The sequence below is a fragment of the Streptomyces sp. MH60 genome (assembly GCF_002939385.1).
In the GTDB taxonomy this organism is placed as follows: Bacteria; Actinomycetota; Actinomycetes; order Streptomycetales; family Streptomycetaceae; genus Streptomyces.
In genome coordinates this window covers 16,900-38,503 of record NZ_MULI01000038.1, presented here as the reverse complement: position 1 = coordinate 38,503, position 21,604 = coordinate 16,900, and the positions used below count along the sequence as shown (strand labels likewise).

16 protein-coding genes and 1 pseudogene are annotated in these 21,604 nt (G+C 72.6%); 6 read left to right on the top strand and 11 right to left on the bottom strand.

What is annotated here, in order from left to right:
• The first annotated feature begins 98 nt into the window (after positions 1 to 98).
• The 3 genes from BZZ08_RS22600 to BZZ08_RS22590 all read left to right on the top strand — a co-directional run bounded on the left by BZZ08_RS22600 (position 99) and on the right by BZZ08_RS22590 (position 3,699).
• Positions 99 to 1,835 carry a glycoside hydrolase family 6 protein gene (locus tag BZZ08_RS22600; protein WP_104634075.1) on the top strand — a complete coding sequence of 579 codons (1,737 nt, stop codon included), beginning with the start codon at positions 99 to 101 and terminating at the stop codon, positions 1,833 to 1,835.
• A gap of 160 nt (positions 1,836 to 1,995) precedes the next feature.
• Complete coding sequence (locus BZZ08_RS22595; RefSeq protein WP_104634074.1) at positions 1,996 to 2,913, top strand: class I SAM-dependent methyltransferase; 918 nt, start codon at positions 1,996 to 1,998, stop codon at positions 2,911 to 2,913.
• A gap of 84 nt (positions 2,914 to 2,997) precedes the next feature.
• Entirely contained in the window at positions 2,998 to 3,699 is a 702-nt protein-coding gene (locus BZZ08_RS22590; RefSeq protein WP_104634073.1) for an SDR family oxidoreductase, read from the top strand.
• Between the two features lie 71 nt (positions 3,700 to 3,770).
• On the opposite strand, the gene BZZ08_RS22585 is transcribed toward BZZ08_RS22590, so the two are convergent.
• From BZZ08_RS22585 to BZZ08_RS22575, 3 genes are all read right to left on the bottom strand, one after another.
• The gene (locus BZZ08_RS22585; protein WP_104634072.1) at positions 3,771 to 4,604 is read right to left on the bottom strand and encodes an aldo/keto reductase; all 834 of its coding nucleotides are present in this window, start codon (positions 4,602 to 4,604) and stop codon (positions 3,771 to 3,773) included.
• A gap of 83 nt (positions 4,605 to 4,687) precedes the next feature.
• Positions 4,688 to 6,514: an AMP-dependent synthetase/ligase gene (locus BZZ08_RS22580; protein ID WP_104634071.1), complete on the bottom strand. Its 1,827-nt coding sequence runs from the start codon at positions 6,512 to 6,514 to the stop codon at positions 4,688 to 4,690.
• Positions 6,515 to 6,725: 211 nt separating this feature from the next.
• Positions 6,726 to 8,240, bottom strand: coding sequence for an MFS transporter (locus BZZ08_RS22575; RefSeq protein ID WP_104634070.1), 1,515 nt, complete (start codon positions 8,238 to 8,240; stop codon positions 6,726 to 6,728).
• Between the two features lie 113 nt (positions 8,241 to 8,353).
• On the opposite strand from BZZ08_RS22575, the gene BZZ08_RS22570 reads away from it, so the two are divergent.
• Positions 8,354 to 9,340 (top strand): Lrp/AsnC family transcriptional regulator, encoded by a 987-nt coding sequence (locus BZZ08_RS22570; RefSeq protein WP_198601632.1) that lies wholly within the window; start codon positions 8,354 to 8,356, stop codon positions 9,338 to 9,340.
• On the opposite strand, the gene BZZ08_RS22565 is transcribed toward BZZ08_RS22570, so the two are convergent.
• On the bottom strand, positions 9,319 to 10,200 hold the full coding sequence (locus tag BZZ08_RS22565; RefSeq protein WP_104634069.1) for a LysR substrate-binding domain-containing protein: 882 nt from the start codon (positions 10,198 to 10,200) through the stop codon (positions 9,319 to 9,321). The genes BZZ08_RS22570 and BZZ08_RS22565 overlap by 22 nt on opposite strands.
• Before the next feature lie 178 nt (positions 10,201 to 10,378).
• Between BZZ08_RS22565 and BZZ08_RS22560 the strand changes: the two genes are divergently transcribed.
• The gene (locus tag BZZ08_RS22560) at positions 10,379 to 11,389 is read left to right on the top strand and encodes a bile acid:sodium symporter family protein (RefSeq protein WP_198601634.1); all 1,011 of its coding nucleotides are present in this window, start codon (positions 10,379 to 10,381) and stop codon (positions 11,387 to 11,389) included.
• Positions 11,390 to 11,414: 25 nt separating this feature from the next.
• Here BZZ08_RS22560 and BZZ08_RS22555 read toward each other — a convergent pair whose 3' ends face one another.
• Both BZZ08_RS22555 and BZZ08_RS22550 read right to left on the bottom strand, forming a co-directional pair.
• Positions 11,415 to 13,292: an exo-alpha-sialidase gene (locus BZZ08_RS22555; RefSeq protein ID WP_104634067.1), complete on the bottom strand. Its 1,878-nt coding sequence runs from the start codon at positions 13,290 to 13,292 to the stop codon at positions 11,415 to 11,417.
• 129 nt (positions 13,293 to 13,421) lie between these two features.
• Positions 13,422 to 14,339, bottom strand: coding sequence for a quinone oxidoreductase family protein (locus BZZ08_RS22550; RefSeq protein WP_104634066.1), 918 nt, complete (start codon positions 14,337 to 14,339; stop codon positions 13,422 to 13,424).
• Positions 14,340 to 14,443: 104 nt separating this feature from the next.
• Between BZZ08_RS22550 and BZZ08_RS22545 the strand changes: the two genes are divergently transcribed.
• Positions 14,444 to 14,887 (top strand): MarR family winged helix-turn-helix transcriptional regulator, encoded by a 444-nt coding sequence (locus tag BZZ08_RS22545; protein WP_104634065.1) that lies wholly within the window; start codon positions 14,444 to 14,446, stop codon positions 14,885 to 14,887.
• A 107-nt stretch (positions 14,888 to 14,994) separates the two neighbouring features.
• Here BZZ08_RS22545 and fdhD read toward each other — a convergent pair whose 3' ends face one another.
• The 5 genes and pseudogenes from fdhD to BZZ08_RS22520 form a co-directional block, all read right to left on the bottom strand.
• Positions 14,995 to 15,843 carry a formate dehydrogenase accessory sulfurtransferase FdhD gene (fdhD, locus tag BZZ08_RS22540; RefSeq protein ID WP_104634064.1) on the bottom strand — a complete coding sequence of 283 codons (849 nt, stop codon included), beginning with the start codon at positions 15,841 to 15,843 and terminating at the stop codon, positions 14,995 to 14,997.
• Between the two features lie 19 nt (positions 15,844 to 15,862).
• Complete coding sequence (locus tag BZZ08_RS22535) at positions 15,863 to 16,723, bottom strand: 2Fe-2S iron-sulfur cluster-binding protein (RefSeq protein WP_104634063.1); 861 nt, start codon at positions 16,721 to 16,723, stop codon at positions 15,863 to 15,865.
• Positions 16,720 to 18,686, bottom strand: a pseudogene (locus tag BZZ08_RS22530) (NAD(P)H-dependent oxidoreductase subunit E). Before BZZ08_RS22530 ends, BZZ08_RS22535 begins: the two are co-directional and overlap by 4 nt.
• On the bottom strand, positions 18,667 to 20,595 hold the full coding sequence (locus BZZ08_RS22525) for a molybdopterin oxidoreductase family protein (protein WP_104634062.1): 1,929 nt from the start codon (positions 20,593 to 20,595) through the stop codon (positions 18,667 to 18,669). The pseudogene BZZ08_RS22530 and the gene BZZ08_RS22525 overlap by 20 nt, the downstream one beginning before the upstream one ends.
• Positions 20,592 to 21,563, bottom strand: a complete 972-nt coding sequence (locus tag BZZ08_RS22520) for a 2-dehydropantoate 2-reductase (protein WP_104634061.1) — start codon at positions 21,561 to 21,563, stop codon at positions 20,592 to 20,594. The genes BZZ08_RS22525 and BZZ08_RS22520 overlap by 4 nt, the downstream gene beginning before the upstream one ends.
• Between the last annotated feature and the right edge of the window lie 41 nt (positions 21,564 to 21,604).

Genomic DNA, 21,604 nt, shown 5'->3' with positions numbered 1-21,604 from the left:
CACCACGGCACCCCCATGCCGATCGGCAGCGGGCCGCGCCGATGCGAGCGCGTCCCAGGACGACAGCCGCACCCCCACGAAAGAAGGAACCCGCACTCATGACCCGTACCAGAACCGCGATGCTCGCCGCCCTGACGCTGGTCGCCGGCGCCTCCGGCACGGCACTGGCCGCCCATTCCGCGAGCGCCGGAGCCGCGGCCGCCGCCTGCACCGTCGACTACAAGGTGCAGAACGACTGGGGAAGCGGATTCACCGCTGCCGTGACCGTCACCAACAACGGTGCCGCCACGTCCAGCTGGTCGCTGGGATGGACCTACGCCGGCAGCCAGAAGGTCACCAACGGCTGGAACGCGAAGGTCAGTCAGAGCGGTGCCGCCGTCACCGCGAGCAACGAGTCCTACAACGGCACCCTGTCCACCGGCGGATCGGCGAGCTTCGGCTTCCAGGCCACCTACAGCGGCAGCAACGCCGTCCCGGCCACCTTCACCCTCAACGGCGTGACCTGCAACGTGGACGGCGGGCCCACCGACCCCACCGACCCGACCGACCCCACGGACCCGACCGACCCCACCGGTCCGTCCGACCGGGTGGACAACCCCTACGCCGGCGCCAAGGGATACGTGAACCCGGAGTGGTCCGAGAAGGCGGCGGCCGAACCCGGCGGCAGCCGGATCGCCAACCAGCCCACCGGTGTCTGGCTGGACCGGATCGCGGCCATCGAGGGCGCCAACGGCGGCATGGGCCTGCGCGACCACCTCGACGAGGCGCTGAGGCAGAAGGGCTCCGACGACCTGTACATCCAGCTCGTCATCTACAACCTGCCGGGACGTGACTGCTCCGCCCTCGCCTCCAACGGCGAACTGGGCCCGACCGAGATCGACCGGTACAAGACCGAGTACATCGACCCGATCGCCGAGATCCTCTCGGACTCGAAGTACGCGGACCTCCGGATCGTCACCACGGTCGAGATCGACTCGCTGCCCAACCTCGTCACCAACGTCTCGGGCCGGCCGACCGCCACGCCCAACTGCGACGTGATGAAGGCCAACGGCAACTACCAGAAGGGCGTCGGTTACGCCCTGAACAAGCTCGGTGACATCGGCAACGTCTACAACTACATCGACGCCGGCCACCACGGCTGGCTCGGCTGGGACGACAACTTCGGTGCCTCGGCCGACATGTTCAAGACGGCGGCCACCACCGAGGGTGCGACCGTCGACGACGTCCAGGGCTTCATCGTCAACACCGCCAACTACAGCGCGCTGAAGGAGGACAACTTCAAGATCACGGACAGTGTGAACGGCACGTCCGTGCGCCAGTCCAAGTGGGTCGACTGGAACCGCTACACCGACGAGCTGTCCTACGCCCAGGCCATGCGCGACAAGCTGGTCTCGATCGGCTTCGACTCGAAGATCGGCATGCTGATCGACACCTCCCGCAACGGCTGGGGCGGCACCCAGCGGCCCACCGGTCCCGGCGCCACGACGAACGTCGACACCTACGTCAACGGCGGCCGCTACGACCGCCGCATCCACCTCGGCAACTGGTGCAACCAGTCCGGGGCGGGTCTCGGTGAACGGCCCAAGGCCAACCCCGAGCCGGGCATCGACGCCTACGTGTGGATGAAGCCGCCGGGTGAGTCGGACGGCGCGAGCAAGGAGATCCCGAACGACGAGGGCAAGGGATTCGACCGGATGTGCGACCCGACGTACACCGGTAACGCGCGCAACGGCAACAGCATGTCCGGTGCCCTCCCGGACGCCCCGCTCTCCGGGAAGTGGTTCTCCGCGCAGTTCCAGGAGCTCATGAAGAACGCCTACCCGCCCCTGTCGTGAGCGGATTCCCGCGCCCACCGCGCGGGTGAGCCGTCGGGGTCCGGTCCTTGCGGGCCGGGCCCCGGTGGCCTCCCCTTTTTTGCGGGAGCGGCAACATCTGTTGCCCCCGCCCGGTGAGTCGTCGCACCCTGACGGCACCACGAACGGGAGGCTGACCGGCATGGCGCACGACCACCATCACCACGACACCCACGGCCCCGCCCACGGGCACGCGCACGGACACACCCACGACCACGCCGACCTCGACTGGGCCGAGATGGCCCCGCACCTGGAGGCGCAGGCCGAGCTGTACACGCCGTTGTACCGGCAGGCTTTGGACTGGCTGGCCCGGGAGGTGACCGAACCCGGACTGGTCGTCGACGTCGGCAGCGGCCCCGGCGTCGTCTCCTGCCTGTTCGCCGAGACCTTCCCCGGCGCCCGCGTCGTCGCCGCCGACGGCACCGGACCGCTGCTCGAACGGGCCCGTGCCCGTGCCGGACGCCTCGGGTTCGCCGACCGCTTCGGCACCCTCGCCGGGGACCTGCCCGGCGCACTGTCCGAGCTGGACTACCCCGTCGACCTGATGTGGGCCAGCCAGAGCCTGCACCACCTGCCCGACCAGCGGGCGGCCCTCGCCGCTCTCGGCGGGCACCTCGCACCCGGCGGCACCCTGGCGATCCTGGAGGGCGGACTGCCCGCCCGCTTCCTGCCCCGCGACATCGGGATCGGGCGTCCCGGGCTCCAGGCCAGGATCCGCGCCGTGGAGGAGGACGTGTTCGCCGAGATGCGCGCGGACCTGCCGGACTCCGTGGCCGAGACCGAGGACTGGCCCGCGATGCTGACCGCCGCGGGACTGAAGCACACCGGCACCCGCAGCTTCCTCCTCGACCTGCCCGCGCCCCTCTCCGACGCCGCCCGCGACTACGTCACCACGTCACTGTCCCGGCTGCGCGAGCGGATCGGCGAGCGTCTCGACGCCGAGGACCGCGCCGCCCTGGACCGGCTGCTCGACCCCGCCGACGAGGCGGGCGTGCACCGGCGTCAGGACGTGTTCGTGCTGGTGGCGCACACCGTGTACACGGCGGTCCGGCCGGTCTGAGGCCGGGGCTTGACTTCGAGAGCACTCCAAGTGATGGACTCCCCGCTGTCCGTGAGGGAAGCACCGACAGACACAGGGGGACTCATGACCGACACACCGGTCACGCTCATCACCGGAGGCGGCAGCGGCATCGGAGCCGCTGTCGCCCGGCGCCTGCTGGACGCCGGGCAGCGGGTGGCCGTCACGGGGCGCGGGGAGGCGAGGCTGCGGGCGTTCAGCGCGGAGCTGGGTGACCCGGCGGGCCTGCTGACGATCCGGGGCAGTGCCGCCGAGCACGACCAGGTGGTCTCCGCGGTCGAGGCCACGCTGAAGGAGTTCGGCCGTCTCGACACGGTCGTCGCCAACGCTGGTTTCGCCACCCACGACTCGGTCGCCGAGGGCGACCCCGCGGGCTGGACCGAGATGGTGCTGACCAACGTGCTGGGCCCGGCCCTGCTGATCAGGGCGTCCATCGACGCGCTCAAGGAGACCCGCGGGCGGATCGTGCTGGTGGGCAGCGTCGCCGGCTTCGTGAACACGCCGGGCAACATCTACGGCGCCACCAAGTGGGCGGTGACCGGCCTCGCCGAGAACACCCGGCGCGAGGTGACGCAGTGGGGCGTGGGCGTGACCCTGATCGCGCCCGGCCGGGTGGAGACCCCGTTCTGGGACGCCACCGGCGGTCTGCCGCCCGGCGAACTGCTCACCGCCGACCAGATCGCCGACTCGGTCGTCTGGGCCATGACCCAGCCCGCCGGGGTCGACGTCAACACCGTGGTCGTACGGCCGTTGGGACAGCCCAACTGACACATGCGGGACACGGAAGAGGGGCCCGGCCCGCGAGCGAGGCCGGGCCCCTCTTCCGTGTGCGGCACCGCTCAGGAGTTGACGTCCGCCGGGTCCGAGCCGAGACGCCGGTCCTCGTTCAGCGCGCTGATCGCCGCGAGGTCCTCGGTGTCCAGGGTGAAGTCGAACACGTCGATGTTCTCCTTGATCCGGGACGGCGTCACGGACTTCGGAATCACCACGTTGCCCAGCTGGAGGTGCCAGCGCAGTACGACCTGGGCCGGGGTGCGCCCGTGCTTCTGGGCGATCGCGACGATCGCCGGGATGTCCAGGATGCCCTTGCCGGAGCCGAGCGGCGACCAGGCCTCGGTGGCGATGCCCTGCTCCGCGTGCACCTCGCGGGCGGCGTGCTGCTGGAGGTGGGGGTGCAGCTCGATCTGGTTGACGGCCGGGATCACGGAGGTCTCGGCGGTCAGCCGCTCCAGGTGCTCCGGCAGGAAGTTGGACACGCCGATGGCGCGGACCCGTCCGTCGGCCAGGAGCTTCTCGAACGCCTGGTAGGTGTCGACGTACCTCTCCTTGGCCGGCACGGGCCAGTGGATCAGGTAGAGGTCGAGGTACTCCAGACCGAGCTTCGCCATCGAGGTGTCGAAGGCGCGGAGGGTGGAGTCGTACCCCTGGTCGCTGTTCCAGAGCTTGGTGGTGACGAAGAGATCCTCGCGGGCCAGCCCGGAGGAGGCGATCGCCCTGCCGGTGCCCTCTTCATTGCCGTAGATCGCCGCTGTGTCGATGCTGCGGTACCCGGCCTCCAGCGCCTGGGCGACCGCCGTCTCGGCCTCGTCGTCCGGCACCTGCCAGACGCCGAAGCCCAGCTGGGGCATCTCGACGCCGTTGTTCAGGATGATCGGGGGGACCTTGCTGCTCACGAGCTCTTGATCCTTCGGTTGTGGTCAGGTGGTACGCATATCGTCAACGATCACGAGCCCCGACGCATTCCTGACCGTGGAACTCACGCGGTGTAAAGCGCCTCGACCTCGGTGCCGTAGGCGTTCTCGATGGCCTTGCGCTTCAGCTTCAGCGAGGGGGTCAGCAGCCCGTGCTCCTCGGTGAACGGCTGGGCGAGGATCCGGAAGGTGCGGATCGACTCGGCCTGCGACACCAGCGTGTTGGCCGCGACGACCGCGCGCCGCACCTCCGTCTCCAGGTCGGAGTCGTGCACCAGGTCGGCCGGGGACATCCGCGGCTTGTTGCGCATCGTCAGCCAGTGCTCGACCGCCTCCTGGTCGAGGGTGATGAGGGCGGCCACGTAGGGGCGGTCGTTGCCGACGACGATGCACTGGTTGACCAGCGGATGGTCGCGCACCCGCTCCTCGAGGAGCCCGGGGGAGACGCTCTTGCCGCCGGAGGTCACCAGGATCTCCTTCTTGCGGCCGGTGATGGTGAGGTAGCCGTCCTCGTCCAGGGCGCCCAGGTCTCCGGTGGCCAGCCAGCCGTCGTGCAGGGTCTCGTCGGTGGCCTTGGGGTTGTTCAGGTAGCCCTCGAAGAGGTTGTCGCCGTTGAGCCAGATCTCGCCGTCGTCCGCGATGTGCACGGTGACGCCCGGCACGGGCTGCCCCACGGTGCCGTAGCGGGTGCGCTCGGGCGGATTGGCGGTGGCGGCCGCCGTGGACTCGGTCAGGCCGTAGCCCTCGTAGATCTGCACGCCCGCGCCCGCGAAGAACAGCCCGAGGCGCCGGTCCATCGCCGAGCCGCCCGACATGGCGTTGCGGAGGCGTCCGCCCATCGCGGCGCGCACCTTGGAGTAGACGAGCTTGTCGAAGAGCTGGTGCTGCATGCGCAGGCCCGCCGACGGGCCGGGGCCGTCGCCCCAGGCCTTCGCCTCCACCGCCTCCGCGTACTTCACGGCCACGTCGACGGCCTTCTCGAAGGGGCCGGCCTTCCCCTCCTTCTCGGCCTTGCGCCGCGCCGCGTTGAACACCTTCTCGAAGATGTACGGCACCGCCAGGATGAAGGTCGGCCGGAAGGCGGCCAGGTCGGGCAGGAGGGCCGCGGCGTTGAGCTGCGGCTGGTGGCCGAAGCGGACCCGGCCGCGGATGGCCGCGACCTCCACCATCCGCCCGAAGACGTGCGCCAGCGGCAGGAACAGCAGGGTCGCCGCCTCGTCGCCCCGCTTGGAGTGGAACACCGGCTCCCAGCGCGCGATGACGGTGTCCGCCTCGTACATGAAGTTGCCGTGGGTCAGCACGCAGCCCTTGGGGCGGCCGGTGGTGCCCGAGGTGTAGATGACCGTGGCCACCGACTCCGGCGTGACCGCCTTGCGGTGCCGGTGGACCACCTCGTCGTCGAGGTGCGCGCCCGCGTCGTACAGCTCCTGCACGGCGCCGGAGTCCAGCTGCCACAGGCCGCGCAGGTGCGGCAGCCGGTCGATGACGGTGGCGATGGTCATCGCGTGGTCCTCGTGCTCCACGACCGCGGCCGTCACCTCGGCGTCGTAGAGCATCCACATGCACTGCTCGGCCGAGGAGGTGGGGTAGACGGGCACCACCTGGGCGCCGATCGTCCACAGGGCGAAGTCGAAGAGGGTCCACTCGTAGCGGGTGCGGGACATGATGGCGACCCGGTCGCCGAAGCGGATGCCCTGGGCCAGCAGCCCCTTGGCGAGGGCCAGCACCTCGTCGCGGAAGGCACCGGCGGTGACGTCCCGCCACTGCCCGGCCTCGTCCTTGCGGCCGAGCGCGATGTGCCGCGGATCCTCCTGGGCATGCTCGAAGACGACGTCGGCCAGACCGCCCACCGGCGGTGCCAACGTCAACGGAGGACTGGTGAACTCGCGCAAACCCCGCTCCCCGCTTTTCGATGACCCCCGCACAGCGCGGTGAAAGCTACCCCACCCGACGCGGGGACGGGAGGGGTGCCAAAATCGAACAGGGCTCATGTTCGCGCTGGTCAACGAGGCAAAATGCGCTCACATGGGGAAGGGTCGGACAGATTCCTGACGGTTGAGTAAGTTTCGGTGCCGTAATCTCCACCGAATCTGTACGACCCGCTTACCGCCGGTACGGGGGTGCCGGAACGGCCCCCTCCTCTTTCAGCGCGGGGTTCGCGGAATGTGTCACACCGCCATCCCCGCCGCCCCGCTCGGCCCTGACCAGGACGAGCACCAGCACCCCGGCGACCGCCGCGACCGCACCCGCGGCCACCGCCGCCGCGTTCAGTCCGGAGGCGAACGCGGCCCGCAGCGCGTGCTCGCCGAACGCGCCCCGCAGGGCCCCCGCCGCACCGCCCGCCAGACCGTGCGCCGCGTCGTGCGGCAGCGTGTCCTGCATCCGCGAGGTCAGCACCGTGCCGAACACGGCGATGCCGAGCGCGTACCCGAGCTGCCGGAAGGTGTTGACCGCGCCCCCGGCCATGCCGGACCGCTCCGCCGGGACCGCCGCCAGCGCCGCGCCCGCGATGCCGGGCGAGACCAGGCCCGTTCCGACACCCACCAGGAGCAGCCCCGGCACCAGGGCGGACGCGGTCGAGTCCGCGTCCAGGAACGCCATGCAGAACTGGCCCGCCGCGATCAGCAGCAGCCCGCCCCCGATGGTCAGCCGCGCCGGCACCCCGTGCAGCAGGCGCCCGCCCGCCGCGGCCACCAGGAACGACGCCAGCGACAGCCACACGAACACCAGACCGCCCCGCACCGGGCTCATCCCCAGCAGCGTCTGCAGCCATATGGAGGTGTACGCCATCACCCCGAACGCCGCCGCGTTGAAGGCCAGCCCGCCCAGCATCACGCCCGAGAACGCGGGCCGCAGGAACAGCCGCGGGTCGAGCAGCGGATCGGCGACCCGGTGCTCCACGGCGACGAACGCGCCCAGCGCCACCGCCGCGAGCACGAAGGAGACGAGCGTGCCGCCCTCCGTCCACCCGTGCGACCCGGCCCGCACCGCCCCGTACGTCACCGCCCCGGCGAACGCCGCGAACGTGGCCGTACCGGCCCAGTCCACGCGGCGTCCGGCCGCCCCGCGGGACTCCGGCACCACGCGCAGCGTCAGCCAGACCGCCGCCACGCTCACCGGCAGGTTCACCCAGAAGATCCAGCGCCAGCCCGGACCGTCGGTGAGCAGCCCGCCCAGCACGGGCCCCACGGCCGCCGCCGCCCCGCTGACCGCGCCCCACACCCCGAGCGCCATCGACCGCCGGCGCCCCTGGTAGACCGAGCCGAGCAGCGGCAGCGTGGTGGCGAACATCGCCGCCGCGCCCACTCCCTGCAGTCCGCGCGCGGCGACCAGCATCCCCGGCCCGGTGGCCAGCCCGCACAGCAGCGACGCCGCCGCGAACAGCACCACGCCCGCCACGTGCACCCGGCGCCGTCCCAGCACGTCGGCCGCGGCGCCCAGCCCCAGCAGCAGCGCGGCCAGCGCCAGCGCGTAGCCGTCCATCACCCACTGCAGATCGCTCAGCGACGCGTGCAGCCCCCTGGCCATGTCCGGCAGTGCAACGACCGCGATCGTCACGTCCAGCAGCAGCATGAACGTCCCCAGGCACACCGCCGTGAGCGGCCCCCATATACGCATGTTCCGTCTTCTTCCTGTGTGCTACGAGTGTCCGTGCCTCCGTACGATGGACCGACACCGGCAGTTCGACCCCGTCAACGGCGCTCGTGTGACGGAATCCGATGGGAGAGCGCATGTTGCGGATGGAATCCGACACCTTCGACGAACTCGACCTGAGCGTGCTCGCCGCGCTGGAAGTGAACGGCCGCGCCTCCTTCAGCCGCATCGGGACGGTGCTCGGCGTCTCCGACCAGACGGTCGCCCGCCGCTACCGCAGACTGTGCGCCGAGGGCGGGCTGCGGGTGGTCGCCGTCCGGGACGCCGAGCGGCTCGGCCAGGACCACTGGACGCTGCGGCTGCGCTGCGTCCCCGACAGCGCGCTCGCCATCGCGGACGCCCTCGCCAAGCGGCCCGACACCAACTGGATCGGACTGGCCGCGGGCGGCACCGAGGTGCTCTTCGGTACCCGGCCCCGCAATCCCGGCGACCGGGACGACCTGCTCCTCGGCAAGCTGCCGCGCACCCCGCGGGTCCTGGAGATCCACGCCCACCAGATCCTGCACCGCTTCTACGGCGGCCCGAGCGGCTGGCTCGGCAAGTTCGGCGTCCTCGGCGACGACCAGGTCGCGGCGCTGCGCCCGGACACCGGACCGCGCCCGCCGGGGCCGGCCCGCATCGACCCCGAGGACGAGCCGCTGCTCGACGTCCTGGAGCGCGACGGGCGCGCCGGACTCCCCGAACTCCAGCGCGCCACCGGCCGCTCCGAGTCCGCGGTCAAACGCCGTCTCGCCGCACTGCTCGGCTCCGGCGCCGTGTACATCGACGTGGAGTACCACGTGGAGATGCTCGGACATCGCACCGCCGCCGTGCTGTGGCTCACCACCAGCCCGGCCGCGCTGCACCGGGTCGGCGAGGCCCTCGCCGCACACGACGCGATCGCCCACGCCGCCGCCACCGCGGGCCCGTCCAACATCGTCGCCACCGCGGTCTTCCGCAACACCGCCGACCTCTACGCCTACCTCAGCGGTCCGCTCGGCCGCCTGGAGGGCGTCCAGCACGTGGAGGCCTCGCCGTTCCTGCGCCGGATCAAGCAGCTCATCTATCCGAGCCCCGTGCGCTGAGGCCGGTGCAGCCGGTCGCCGCCCGCCAGGATCGCCGCCGCCAGGGCGTCCGCCGCGCCCTGTGCCGAGGGACGGCGCCGGCCGTGCACCAGGACGAAGTCGACGCGGCCCAGCTCCGGCAGCCCGGCCCGGTCCGGCACCCGGACGAGACCGGGCGGGACGAGGCCGCGGGAGTGCGCCATCACGCCCAGGCCCGCGCGGGCGGCGGCGATCAGGCCGTTGAGGCTGCCGCTGGTGCACGCGACGTGCCACGCCCTGCCCTGGCGTTGCAGGGCGTCCAGGGCCAGCGCGCGGGTGATGCCCGGCGGCGGATAGACGATGAGCGGCACCGGCCGGTCCGGGTCCAGGCGCAGCCGCGGCGCTCCGATCCACACCAGCCGGTCGCTCCACACCGGCTCGCCGCGCGGGTCCTCGGGCCGCCGCTTGGCCAGCACCAGGTCCAGCTTCCCGGCCGCCAGCTGCTCGTGCAGCGTGCCCGACAGCTCCACCGTCAGCTCCAGATCGACCTCGGGGTGGTCGTGCCGGAAGGTTTCCAGGATCTCCGGCAGCCGGGTCAGCACGAAGTCCTCGGACGCGCCGAACCGCAGCCGTCCGCGCAGCCGGGTGCCCGTGAAGAAGGCCGTCGCCTGCTCGTGCACCTCCAGGATCCGGCGCGCGAACCCGAGCATCGCCTCCCCGTCCTCCGTCAGCTCCACGGAGTGCGTGTCCCGGCTGAACAGCTGCCGCCCGGTGGCGTCCTCCAGGCGCCGCACGTGCTGGCTCACCGTCGACTGGCGCAGCCCGAGCCGCCGGGAGGCTTGCGTGAAGCTCAGCGTCTGGGCCACCGACAGGAAGGTACGCAGGTGGGAGGGGTCGTACATGCCGCCAGACTAGCGTGGTCATCGGTGATCGTGATGACAGTCAGAGCGGTATACCGGATTCCCGATCGCCGGGTGGGGGAGCACGATGGAGCGGGGACCCGTGACCCCGCCGAACGAGCAGAACGAGTGAGCAGCGAGCAAGTGGAGCACCGTGAAACGCCTGCGTTGGCCGCGTTGGATGCCGATCGACCCGTACATCCTGCTGCTGCTGGGCACGGTGGGCCTCGCGGCGCTGCTGCCGGCCCGCGGCACGGGCGCGGACGTCGCCTCCGGCGCCTCGACCGGCGCGATCGCGTTCCTCTTCTTCCTCTACGGTGCCCGGCTGTCCACCCGTGAGGCGATGGACGGGGTACGGCACTGGCGGCTCCATGTCACGGTGCTGGCCTGCACCTTCGTGGTCTTCCCGCTGCTCGGCCTGGCGTCGCGCGGTCTGGTGCCGGTCTTCCTGACCGACCCCCTTTACCAGGGCCTGCTCTTCCTCACCCTGGTCCCGTCGACCATCCAGTCGTCGATCGCCTTCACCTCCATCGCCCGCGGCAACGTGCCCGCCGCCATCTGCGCCGGGTCCTTCTCCTCGCTGGTCGGCATCGTCGTCACACCGCTGCTGGCCGCCGCCCTGCTGGGCGGCGGCGGGGGCGGGTTCTCCGCCGACTCGGTCGTGGAGATCGTGCTGCAACTGCTGGTGCCGTTCGTGGCCGGGCAGCTGCTGCGCCGGTGGATCGGGGGTTTCGTCGCCCGGCACAAGAAGGTGCTCGGGCTCGTCGACCGCGGCTCGATCCTGCTGGTCGTCTACACGGCGTTCAGCGAGGGCATGGTCCAGGGCATCTGGCACCAGGTGAGCCCGGTGCGGCTGGCCGGGCTGCTGGTCGTCGAGGCGGTCCTGCTGGCCGTGATGCTGCTTCTGACCTGGTACGGGGCGAAGGGTCTCGGCTTCGGGCGGGAGGACCGGATCGCGATCCAGTTCGCCGGGTCCAAGAAGTCGCTCGCCGCCGGACTGCCCATGGCGAGCGTCCTGTTCGGCGCCCAGGCGTCCCTGGCGGTACTGCCGCTGATGCTCTTCCACCAGATGCAGCTGATGGTGTGCGCGGTGATCGCCAAGCGGCGGTCGCGCGACCCGGAGGCGGTCCCGTCGCAGGAGTCGGCCGCCCCGGCGCGCACCGCGGTGGGCACCGGCGGCCGTTCCCGCTGAGGCCCGCGCACCCGCGCGGTGCCGGTCAGCCGCCCGCGCCCGCCCCGTCCACCCGGTCCAGGGGCAGGTGCAGGACGGTGTTCCCGGTGGCGGCGGGCGGGTCGCCCGCGGCGATCTCCGCGTCCGTCAGGGCCCGGTTCCACACGTGCACGTCGTCGACGGCCCCGGTGAAGCGGGCCCGGCCGTCCATCCGTTCGCCGATGTGCACCCCGAAGGGCGAGTTCCGGCTGACCGAACCCGGCACGTCCGCCGCCTCCGCCGTCGCCGTACCGTCGACGAACAGCGTGAGCCGGCCCCCGCCGCGGCGCAGTGCCAGACGGTGCCACTGTCCGTCGTCGAGGGCCCGGTCGGTGCGCACCCACGCCGAGCGCGGGGCCGCCGCGCCGTCGCGCGCGGTGATCAGGCCCTGCACCCGCCCGTCGTCCGGCTCGGCACGCAGCCACACCTGGGGCTGCGTCGTGCCGATGCCGCCCATCCACAGCAGCGGCTGCTCCCCGCCGACGCCCGAGTACCGGAACCACAGCGACGCCGTGAGGTCCCCCTCCCCGAGCGCCAGACGCCCGTCGTAGGGCAGTCGTACGCCGTCGTCGGCGCCGTCGAACGCGAGCGCGTCGCCCACCGCGCCGTCCGCCGTCCCGGCGCCGCCGAGTACGGCCGCGGGCGCCGCACCGGGCGCGAGGTCGGGGGTGGTGGGGTCGGCGGGGCGGCGCGGCGCGAGCCAGTCCTCGGTGAAGCGGGCGAAGCGGATCTCGTCGCGGGCGTCGGACTTGCCGCCCTCGTACAGCAGGCCCACGGTGCCGTCGTCGACGGCCACCAGGTCCGAGTAGCCCGACCAGTCCCGGGTGACGACCGTGCCGCGGTCCACGCTGTCCCAGGTGGCGCCGCCGTCCCAGGAGGAGCGGACCGTCATGGTCCGGCGGCGGTCGGGGTCGGCCGGCACGGACAGCAGGGTGCGGTCGCCGAGGCGCAGCACCGCGCCCTGCACCTGCGGGGCGTACAGGTCGGGCAGGGCCCGGAAGGGAGCCGCGAAGCTGTCGCCGCCGTCGCGGCTGAGGGCCTGGGTGCGGTGGCCGAGGTCGGTGCCGTTCTCCTCCCGGCCGCTGACCAGGAGGGCGCCGTCGGCGCGTTCGGTGAGGGTCAGTTCGGAGGGCTTCTGCCGGAAGGTGCCGTCGGCGGCGACGGGCCAGGTGTCGGTGGCGCCGGTGCTCCAGTGCTCGCCGCCGTCGTCGCTGACCACGAGGGCGGCGTGGTTGGCGGTGATGCGTCCGCCGTCCCAGGTCTCGGCGTTGACGCCGACGACGAGCCGGCCCGGGTGAGTGCCGCCGGTGAGCTGGACACCGTGCACGGGGCCGGTGGCGTACCAGGAGTTCCAGTCGGGCGGCAGGAGCTCGGGGCCCAGGTCGCGGGGCGCGGACCAGGTGCGGCCGTCGTCGTCGCTGTGCTGGAGGTGCGGTGTGCGGGCGCAGGGGACCGCGCAGTTGGCGGCGTCGGTGCGGCCCGCGTTGTACGTCTCCAGCAGGAGGACGCGGCCGGTGGCCCGGTCGACGACCGGGGCCGGGTTGCCGTGGGTGTCGCCGCCGCCGTCGTTGACGACCTGGAGCGGGCCCCAGGTGCGTCCGCCGTCGGTGGAGCGCTTGAGGACGACGTCGATGTCGCCGGCGTCCCCGCAGTCGAGGACGCGGCCCTCGGCGAAGGCGAGCAGGGTGCCGTCCGTGGTGCGCACGATCGCCGGGATGCGGAAGCAGGCGTAACCGCCGGGATCGCGGGCCGCGTCGAAGAGCACCTGCTCCTCGAACCCGGCCGCGCGGCCGTCGGGTCGCGCGTGCGCCGGGGGAGGGGACAGGGCCAGCGCGCACGAGGCGGCCAGGGCGAGCCAGAGGGGGCGGAGAGGTCGGGGCGGCATGGCGCGGTCTGCCCTTCGGGCGGCTGGTGGGAGGGGGTGCTCGTCCGGACATGAGTACAAGAGGCGTCCCGTGTCCGCGGGGACCGCGCCGGTACCCGCGTGTCGGGGCGGCAGGAGCGGCTGCGGCGCTCAGGGGACGAGCACGACCTTCCCGAGGTTGCCGCGCGAGGTGACGGCCTGGTGCGCCTGCGCCGCGTCCTCCAGGGCGAAGGGCCCGTGCACGGCGGGCCGCAGCCCTTCCTCCGCGTACAGGCGCCACAGCTCGCGCCGCCAGCCGTCGTACACCTCCGGCATCTCGCGGGCGATCCGCGCCATCTGGAACCCCGTCACCGTCCTGGACCCCACCAGCAGGTCGTACGCCCGCACGGTCCCGCCGCCCGAGCTGTACGCCACCAGCCGGCCGCCCGGGGCGAGGGCGCCGACCGCCGGGGTGAGCAGGTCGCCGCCCACGCCGTCGAGGACGTAGTCGACGGGCTCGCCCCAGCCGTCGTCGCCGTAGGCCACCACCTCGTCGGCGCCGAGGGCACGCACGAAGTCCGCCTTCGCGGGGTCGGAGACGGCGCCCACGACGCGCGAGGCGCCACGGATGCGGGCGAGCCGTACGGCCAGGTGGCCGACCCCGCTCGCGGCGGCCGTCACGAGTGCCGTCTCACCGGGCGAGGGGCGGGCGGCGGTCAGCGCGCCGAGGGCCACCAGGCCGCTGCGGACCAGCGCGACCGCGTCGACGGCGCCGACCCCGTCCGGCACGGGCGAGGACATCTCCTGGCGCAGGACCGCGAAGTCGGCGTACCCGTGCCCGAAGCACAGCCCCGTCACGCGGTCGCCCACCGCGAGGCCGGTGACCTCGGCCCCGAGCGCCACGATCTCCCCGGCGACCTCCCCGCCCAGCGGTACGGGCTCGGCGGCCTCGGTGACCTTGCGGACGACGGGCAGCGTGACACCGACCGCCTCGCAGCGCACCAGGACCTCACCGGCGTCCGGCTCCGGGACGGGCGCCTCCTCCAGGAACAGCGGGCCGCCGGTGGACGTGTAACGGACACGGCGCATGGGAGCACCTCCGGGAGGTCGGGAGCCGAGGAATCTCGTTGGAGGTCCCAACGATATGCGGACAGTCATGGGGAAGTCCAACGACTTTTCGCTAGGGTGGCTCCATGGCCACCGCACCCCTGCCCGAGATCCGCTCCCTCCCCAGCTGGCTGCTGGGCCGCGCCGCCGCCCGGGGCCGGGCGCTGGTCGCCGAGGCGCTGGCGGCCGAGGGACTGAAGATGTGGCACCACGTGGTGCTCTCCGCCGTCCGCGACCTCGCCCCGGTCGCCCAGGCCGACCTGGGGCGCGGCATCGGTCTCGATCCGAAGGACCTGGTCGGCGTCCTCAACGACCTGCAGTCCGCCTCACTCCTCGTCCGGGTGCCGGACCCCGGGGACCGCCGCAAGAACGCCGTGTCGCTCACCGAGGAGGGCGGCCGGGTCCTGGCGCGCTGCGAGGAGGCGGCGCGCGTGGCCAACGACGAGCTGCTCGCGCCGCTCACCGAGGACGAGCGGGCGCGGCTGACCGACCTGGTCCGGAGGATCGCCGGCACGGAGCTGGAGGTCTGACGCGGACGGCCGGCGCGGACGGCCGGCGCGGTTGAGGCGGGGCCCCAGCGGCGCAGGGGGCGCTCCCCGCCGCCAGGGGCCCCGCCGCCGTGTCGCGGGGAGGCGGGTCAGCCCTTGACGGCCGCGGCCCGCAGGGCGACCCGGTCCTCACCCGCGTACACGTTCATGGAGCTGCCGCGCAGGAAGCCCACCAGGGTCAGCCCGGTCTCGGCGGCCAGGTCCACGGCCAGCGAGGACGGCGCCGACACCGCGGCCAGCACCGGGATGCCCGCCATCACGGCCTTCTGCGCCAGCTCGAAGGAGGCCCGGCCCGACACCAGCAGCACGGACCGGGACAACGGCAGGTCCCCGTTCTGCAGGGCGCGCCCGACCAGCTTGTCCACCGCGTTGTGCCGCCCCACGTCCTCCCGTACGTCCACCAGTTCGCCCTCCTCGGTGAACAGGGCCGCCGCGTGCAGCCCGCCGGTCCGGTCGAAGACCCGCTGGGAGGCGCGCAGCCGGTCGGGCAGGTCCGCCAGCAGTTCCGGGGTGACGCGGACCGGGGGAGTGTCGGCGATGGGCCAGCGGGCCGTCGTACGCACCGCGTCCAGGCTCGCCTTGCCGCACAGCCCGCAGGACGAGGTGGTGTAGACGTTGCGCTCCAGGGTGATGTCCGGGACGCGCACGCCGGGGGCGGTCCGCACGTCGACCACGTTGTAGGTGTTGGACCCGTCGACGGTGGCGCCCGCGCAGTACACGATGTTCTGGAGGTCGGCCTGCTCGGCGAGCACTCCCTCGCTCACCAGGAAACCCGCCGCCAGCGCGAAGTCGTCGCCGGGGGTGCGCATCGTGATGGCGAGCGGCTTGCCGTTCAGCCGGATCTCCAGCGGTTCCTCGGCGACGAGCGTGTCCGGGCGGGAGGAGACCGCCCCGTCCCTGATGCGGATGACCTTGCGTCGTTCCGTGACTCGTCCCATGTCGTGCCCCTTGTGCCGGTCAGTCCCGGTTCTGTACGTGCTGGTAGCCGAAACGGCCCTTGATGCAGAGGTTGCCGTGGGTCACCGGGTTGTCGTGCGGAGAGGTGACCTTCACGATCTCATTGTCCTGCACATGGAGCGTGAGATTGCAGCCCACTCCGCAGTAGGCGCACACCGTCGTCGTCTCGGTCTGCCGCTCCTCGTCCCAGGTGCCCGCCGCCCGCATGTCGAACTCCGACTTGAAGGACAGCGCCCCCGTGGGGCACACCTCGATGCAGTTGCCGCAGTAGACGCACGCCGAGTCGGTCAGCGGGCCGTCGTGCTCGACCGAGATCCGGGCGTCGAAGCCGCGACCGGAGACGGAGATGGCGAAGCTGTTCTGCCACTGGTCGCCACAGGCGTCCACGCACTTGTAGCAGAGGATGCACTTGCCGTAGTCGCGCACGTAGAGGTCGTTGTCGACGCGCGGTTCCTCGTCGACGCGGGCCGCGTCCGGGCCGAAACGGTCGGGCTTCGCCTCGTACTCCTTGATCCACCCGTCGGCCGAAGGGGTCGTCGAGAGGTCGACCGAGGAGGCGAGGAGTTCGAGGACGACCTTGCGGCTGTGCCGGGCGCGCTCGGTGTCCGTACGCACCACCATGCCGGGCTCCGCCCGGCGCGAGCAGGCCGGCGCGAGGGTCCTGGCGCCCTCCACGTCCACCACGCAGACCCGGCAGGCGTTCTTCGGGGTGAGCGTGTCGCCCTCGCACAGGGTCGGGACGTCCTTCCCGGCCGCCCGGCAGGCGTCGAGGATCGTCGACCCTTCCGGGACCCTGGCCTCCTGCCCGTCGAGGGTGAACTCCACCAGGCGGCGCGGCACTCCGAGCGGTATCGCGGTCATTCGTACGCCCCCAGACGGTCGATGGCGGATTCCACGGCGTTCCACGCGGTCTGCCCCAGACCGCAGATCGAGGCGTCCCGCATCGCGCGGCCGACCTCGCGCAGCAGGGTGATGTCGGAGGCGGCGTCGGCGCCCGTGCGGTCGACGATCCGGTGCAGCGCCTCCTCCTGGCGGACGGTGCCGACCCGGCACGGTACGCACTGACCGCACGACTCGTCGCGGAAGAACTCGGCGATCCGCAGCAGCAGGCGGGGGAGCGGGACCGTGTCGTCGAAGGCCATGACGACACCGGAGCCCAGGGTCGTGCCCGCCTCGCGGGTGCCTTCGAAGGTGAGCGGGATGTCCAGTTCGTCGGGGCGGACGAAGCCGCCGGCGGCACCGCCGAGCAGGACCGCGCGGAGGTTGTCGCGGACCCCGGCGAGGGTGAGCAGCTCGCCGAGCGTGGCACCGAAGGGGAGTTCGTAGACGCCGGGGCGGGCCACGGTGCCCGACACGCAGAACAGCTTCGGGCCGGTGGACGTGGGGGTGCCGATCGCGGCGTAGGCCTCGGCGCCCATCGTCAGGATGGGGAGGACGTTGACCAGGGTCTCCACGTTGTTCTCGACCGTGGGTTTGCCGAACAGGCCCTTCTCGACGGGGAACGGGGGCTTGGAGCGGGGCTCGCCCCGGTAGCCCTCGATGGAGTTGAACAGGGCCGTCTCCTCGCCGCAGATGTACGCGCCGGCGCCGCGCCGGATCTCGATGTCGAAGGCGTAGCCCTGGCCGAGGACGTCGTCGCCGAGCAGGCCGCGGGTGCGGGCCTGTTCGACGGCGTGGGTGAGGCGGGCGAGGGCGCGGGGGTACTCGCCGCGGAGGTAGAGGAAGCCCCGGTGGGCGCCGGTCGCGTAGGCCGCGATCGTCATGGCCTCGACCAGGGCGTACGGGTCGCCCTCCATGAGGACGCGGTCCTTGAAGGTGCCGGGTTCGGATTCGTCGGCGTTGCAGACCAGGTAGTGCGGGTGGTCGGGCTGGGCGGCCGTCGCCTGCCACTTGCGGCCGGTGGGGAAGGCGGCGCCGCCGCGGCCGACCAGACCGGCGTCGTGACCTCGCGGATGACGGCGGCGGGGCCGAGTGCGAAGGCGCGGCGGAGGGCGGTGTAGCCGCCGTGGGCGCGGTAGTCGTCCAGAGAGGCGGGGTCGGTGGTGCCGATGCGGTGGAGGAGGGTGAGGGTGGGGTCGCCGGTCTGGGGGACGGCGAGCGCGGGGGCGGGTTCTGCTGGGGCGGTTTCGGGGGCGGTGGCCGCAGCGACCGCCCGGTCGGGGGTCGCGGGGGCGCATACCGCCGTCGCGTGGAGGGTTTTTCGCCCCCGCCGCCCCTTCCCCTTCCCGTCCCCGGGGGCTGCCGCCCCCGGGCCCCCGCTTTCGGCCCGGACGGCCTCGTCCTCAAACGCCGGACGGGCTGGAAGGTCCCCCTGGGCCGGAAGGGCTGATTCACCCGCCCGGACCACCAAGGCCGCCGGGGCCCGTTCGCACAGGCCCAGGCACGGAGACCGCTCGACCTTCACGCCGCTCTCCGGGCCCAGGCGTGCCTCCACGGCCGTGCACAGGCCGCTCGCCCCCGCCGCCGTGCACGCCAGGTCCGTGCAGACGTGCAGGACGGTCGCCGGGCGGGGGCGGACCGAGAACATGGCGTAGAAGGTGGCCACCCCGTACGCCTCGGCCGGGGGGACGGTCAGGCGGCGGCACACGTAGTCCAGGGCGCCCTCGCTGATCCAGCCGACCCGGTCGTTGAGCGCGTGCAGGGCCGGGAGGAGCTGGTCGCGGCGGTCCCGGGCCTCTCGGCCGCCCCGGGCCCATCTGAGGTCGGCGGCGTCCGTCCCGTCGCGGGCCGCGCCCTCCCAGGACGACTCGGGCGGGCCGAGCAGGGCGTCCACGGCCTCGCGTTCCTCGTCCGTGGGTTTGCCGTCACCGAAGCGCAGGTCCACCGGTGCTCACCTTCTCGATCCGGATCGCCGAGGCCTTGAACTCCGCCGTCCCGGCGATCGGGCAGTTGGCCTCGATGGTCAGCTGGTTGGTGTCCACCTCGTCGGGAAAGTGGAAGCTCATGAACGCCAGGCCCGGACGCAGGGCCGTGTCGACCCAGACGGGGGCCAGCAACGAGCCGCGCCGTGAGGTCACCCGGACCTCCTCGCCGACCACGACCCCGTAGCGTTCGGCGTCCTCCGGGCAGAGTTCGACGGACTCGCCGCGGCGCAGCGGAGAGGCGTAACTCCCGCTCTGCACCCCCGTGTTGTAGGAGTCGAGGCGGCGTCCGGTGGTCAGCCGGATCGGGTACTGCTCGTCGGTGAGGTCCACCGGCGGGTCGTGCCGGACGATGCCGAAGGGGGCGAGGCGGCCACGGGCGGCCGGGTCCCGGGCCCACAGCCTGCCGTGCAGGTACGGCGGTTCCAGTTCCTCCGTGCTCGGGCACGGCCACTGGATGCCCTGGTGCTCCGCCAGGCGGGTGTACGTCATTCCGTGGTGGTCGGGGGAGAGGGAGCGCAGCTCGTTCCAGACCGCCTCCGCGTCGGCGTACTTCCAGTCGTGGCCGAGGCGGGCGGCGAGGTCGCACAGGATGTCGATGTCCTCGCGGGCCTCTCCGGGCGGGGTCACGGCCCGTCGCACGCGTTGGACGCGTCGTTCGCTGTTGGTGGTGGTGCCCTCGGTCTCCGCCCAGCCGGCCGTCGCCGGGAGGACCACGTCGGCCAGTTCGGCGGTCTTCGTGAGGAAGATGTCCTGGACCACCAGGAAGTCCAGTGCGCGCAGGCGGCGTATCGCCTGTTCGGCGTCCGCCTCCGACTGGGCCGGGTTCTCGCCGATGCAGTAGACGGCGCGGAGCGTGCCGTCATCCATCGCCTCGAACATCTCCGTCAGGGTGAGGCCGTGGCGCGGCTCGACCACCGTGTCCCACACCGTCTCGAACTTCCGGCGGACCTCCGGGTCGAGCACGTCCTGGAAACCCGGGAGCCGGTTGGGGATGGCGCCCATGTCGCCGCCGCCCTGCACGTTGTTCTGGCCGCGCAGCGGCTGGAGGCCGGAGCCGTAGCGGCCGACGTGGCCGGTGAGCAGGGAGAGGTTGATCAGGGCGCGGACGTTGTCCGTGCCGTTGTGGTGCTCGGTGATGCCCAGGGTCCAGCACAGCTGGGCGCGCTCGGCGCGGGCGTAGGCGTGCGCCAGCTCCCGGATGGCGGCGGCCGGTACGCCCGTCACCTTTTCGGCGAGGGAGAGGGTCCAGGGTTCGACCAGGGCCTTGTAGTCGTCGTAGCCCGTCGTCGCGCGTTCGATGAAGGCCTCGTTGGCCAGGCCCGCGTGGATGATCTCGCGGCCGACCGCGTGTGCCAGCGGGATGTCCGTGCCCACGTTCGGCCCGAGCCAGCTCTCCGCCCACTCGGCGGTGGAGGTGCGGCGCGGGTCGACGGCGTACATGCGGGCGCCGCCCCGTATGCCCTTCAGCACGTGCTGGAAGAAGATCGGGTGCGCGAAGCGGGCGTTGGAGCCCCACATCACGATGACGTCGGTGTGCTCGATCTCCTCGTAGGAGGAGGTGCCGCCGCCCGAGCCGAAGGCGGCCGACAGGCCCGCGACGCTCGGCGCGTGACAGGTGCGGTTGCAGGAGTCGACGTTGTGGGTGCCCATGACCACCCGGGCGAACTTCTGCGCCACGTAGTTCATCTCGTTGGTCGCCCGCGCGCAGGAGAACATCCCGAACGCGCCGCGCGCCGCCGCCAGGCCCCGGGCCGTGCGGTCCAGGGCCTCCTCCCAGGTCGCCCGGCGGAAGGGCTCCTCGCGCGAGTCCCGCACCAGAGGGTGGGTGAGGCGGGTGTAGGTCTTGGGGGTTCGGTCGCGTTTCGTCATGCGGCGCTCCTCGACGCGAGCAGGTCCGACAGGGCGTGCACGGTGCGCAGGGTGGGCACCGGGACCCCGGTGATCTCCGCCAGCTCGACGACCGCCGCGAGCAGGACGTCGAGTTCGAGCGGCTTGCCGCGCTCCAGGTCCTGGAGCGTGGAGGTGCGGTGGTCGCCGACCCGCTCGGCGCCCGCGAGCCGGCGTTCGATGGAGACGCCGACCTCGCAGCCGAGGGCCGCGGCGACCGCCAGCGTCTCGGTCATCATGGTCTCGATGACCTCGCGGGTGCCGCCGTGCCGGCACATCTGGCGCATGGTGGCCCGGACCAGGGCGCTGATCGGGTTGAAGGAGATGTTGCCCAGCAGCTTCAGCCAGATGTCGTTGCGCAGGTCCGGCTCGACCGGGCACTTCAGGCCGCCCGACCGCATCGCCTCGCTGAGCGCCAGGCACCGCGGCGAGACCTCCCGGCCGGGCTCGCCGATCGAGAACCGGGTGCCTTCCACATGCCGTACGACGCCCGGCTGTTCCAGTTCGGTGGCCGCGTACACGACGCAGCCGACGGCCCGTTCGGGCGCGAGCACCGCACTGACCGCGCCGGCCGGGTCCACGCTCTCCAGACGACGCCCGTCCCAGGGGCCGCCGTGCCGGTGGAAGTACCACCAGGGAATGCCGTTCTGGGCGGCCACGACCGCCGTGGTCCCGTGCAGCAGCGGCTCGATCAGCGGCCCGCACGCCGCGTACGAGTTGGCCTTCAGACCCAGGAACACATAGTCGACCGGGCCGACTTCGGCCGGGTCGTCGGTGGCGCGCGGGTGCGCGGTGAAGTCGCCGCGCGGGCTGCGCACCCGTACTCCGTACTGCCTCATGGCCGCCAGATGCGGTCCACGGGCGATGAGATGCACGTCGGCGCCCGCACGGTGGAGCGCGGCGCCGACGTAGGCGCCGATCGCCCCGGCGCCGAGGACTGCGACTTTCATGGCGGGGGAGCTCCGTTCGGTCGAGGGATACCGAGGAACTG

Coding starts and splice junctions, on each gene's coding strand:
- BZZ08_RS22600 (WP_104634075.1), top strand. CDS start 99: ATGACCCGTACCAGAACCGCGATGCTCGCCGCCCTGACGCTGGTCGCC.
- BZZ08_RS22595 (WP_104634074.1), top strand. CDS start 1,996: ATGGCGCACGACCACCATCACCACGACACCCACGGCCCCGCCCACGGG.
- BZZ08_RS22590 (WP_104634073.1), top strand. CDS start 2,998: ATGACCGACACACCGGTCACGCTCATCACCGGAGGCGGCAGCGGCATC.
- BZZ08_RS22575 (WP_104634070.1), bottom strand. CDS start 8,240: ATGCGTATATGGGGGCCGCTCACGGCGGTGTGCCTGGGGACGTTCATG.
- BZZ08_RS22570 (WP_198601632.1), top strand. CDS start 8,354: ATGTTGCGGATGGAATCCGACACCTTCGACGAACTCGACCTGAGCGTG.
- BZZ08_RS22565 (WP_104634069.1), bottom strand. CDS start 10,200: ATGTACGACCCCTCCCACCTGCGTACCTTCCTGTCGGTGGCCCAGACG.
- BZZ08_RS22560 (WP_198601634.1), top strand. CDS start 10,379: ATGCCGATCGACCCGTACATCCTGCTGCTGCTGGGCACGGTGGGCCTC.
- BZZ08_RS22555 (WP_104634067.1), bottom strand. CDS start 13,292: ATGCCGCCCCGACCTCTCCGCCCCCTCTGGCTCGCCCTGGCCGCCTCG.
- BZZ08_RS22550 (WP_104634066.1), bottom strand. CDS start 14,339: ATGCGCCGTGTCCGTTACACGTCCACCGGCGGCCCGCTGTTCCTGGAG.
- BZZ08_RS22545 (WP_104634065.1), top strand. CDS start 14,444: ATGGCCACCGCACCCCTGCCCGAGATCCGCTCCCTCCCCAGCTGGCTG.
- fdhD (WP_104634064.1), bottom strand. CDS start 15,843: ATGGGACGAGTCACGGAACGACGCAAGGTCATCCGCATCAGGGACGGG.
- BZZ08_RS22535 (WP_104634063.1), bottom strand. CDS start 16,723: ATGACCGCGATACCGCTCGGAGTGCCGCGCCGCCTGGTGGAGTTCACC.
- BZZ08_RS22525 (WP_104634062.1), bottom strand. CDS start 20,595: ATGACGAAACGCGACCGAACCCCCAAGACCTACACCCGCCTCACCCAC.
- BZZ08_RS22520 (WP_104634061.1), bottom strand. CDS start 21,563: ATGAAAGTCGCAGTCCTCGGCGCCGGGGCGATCGGCGCCTACGTCGGC.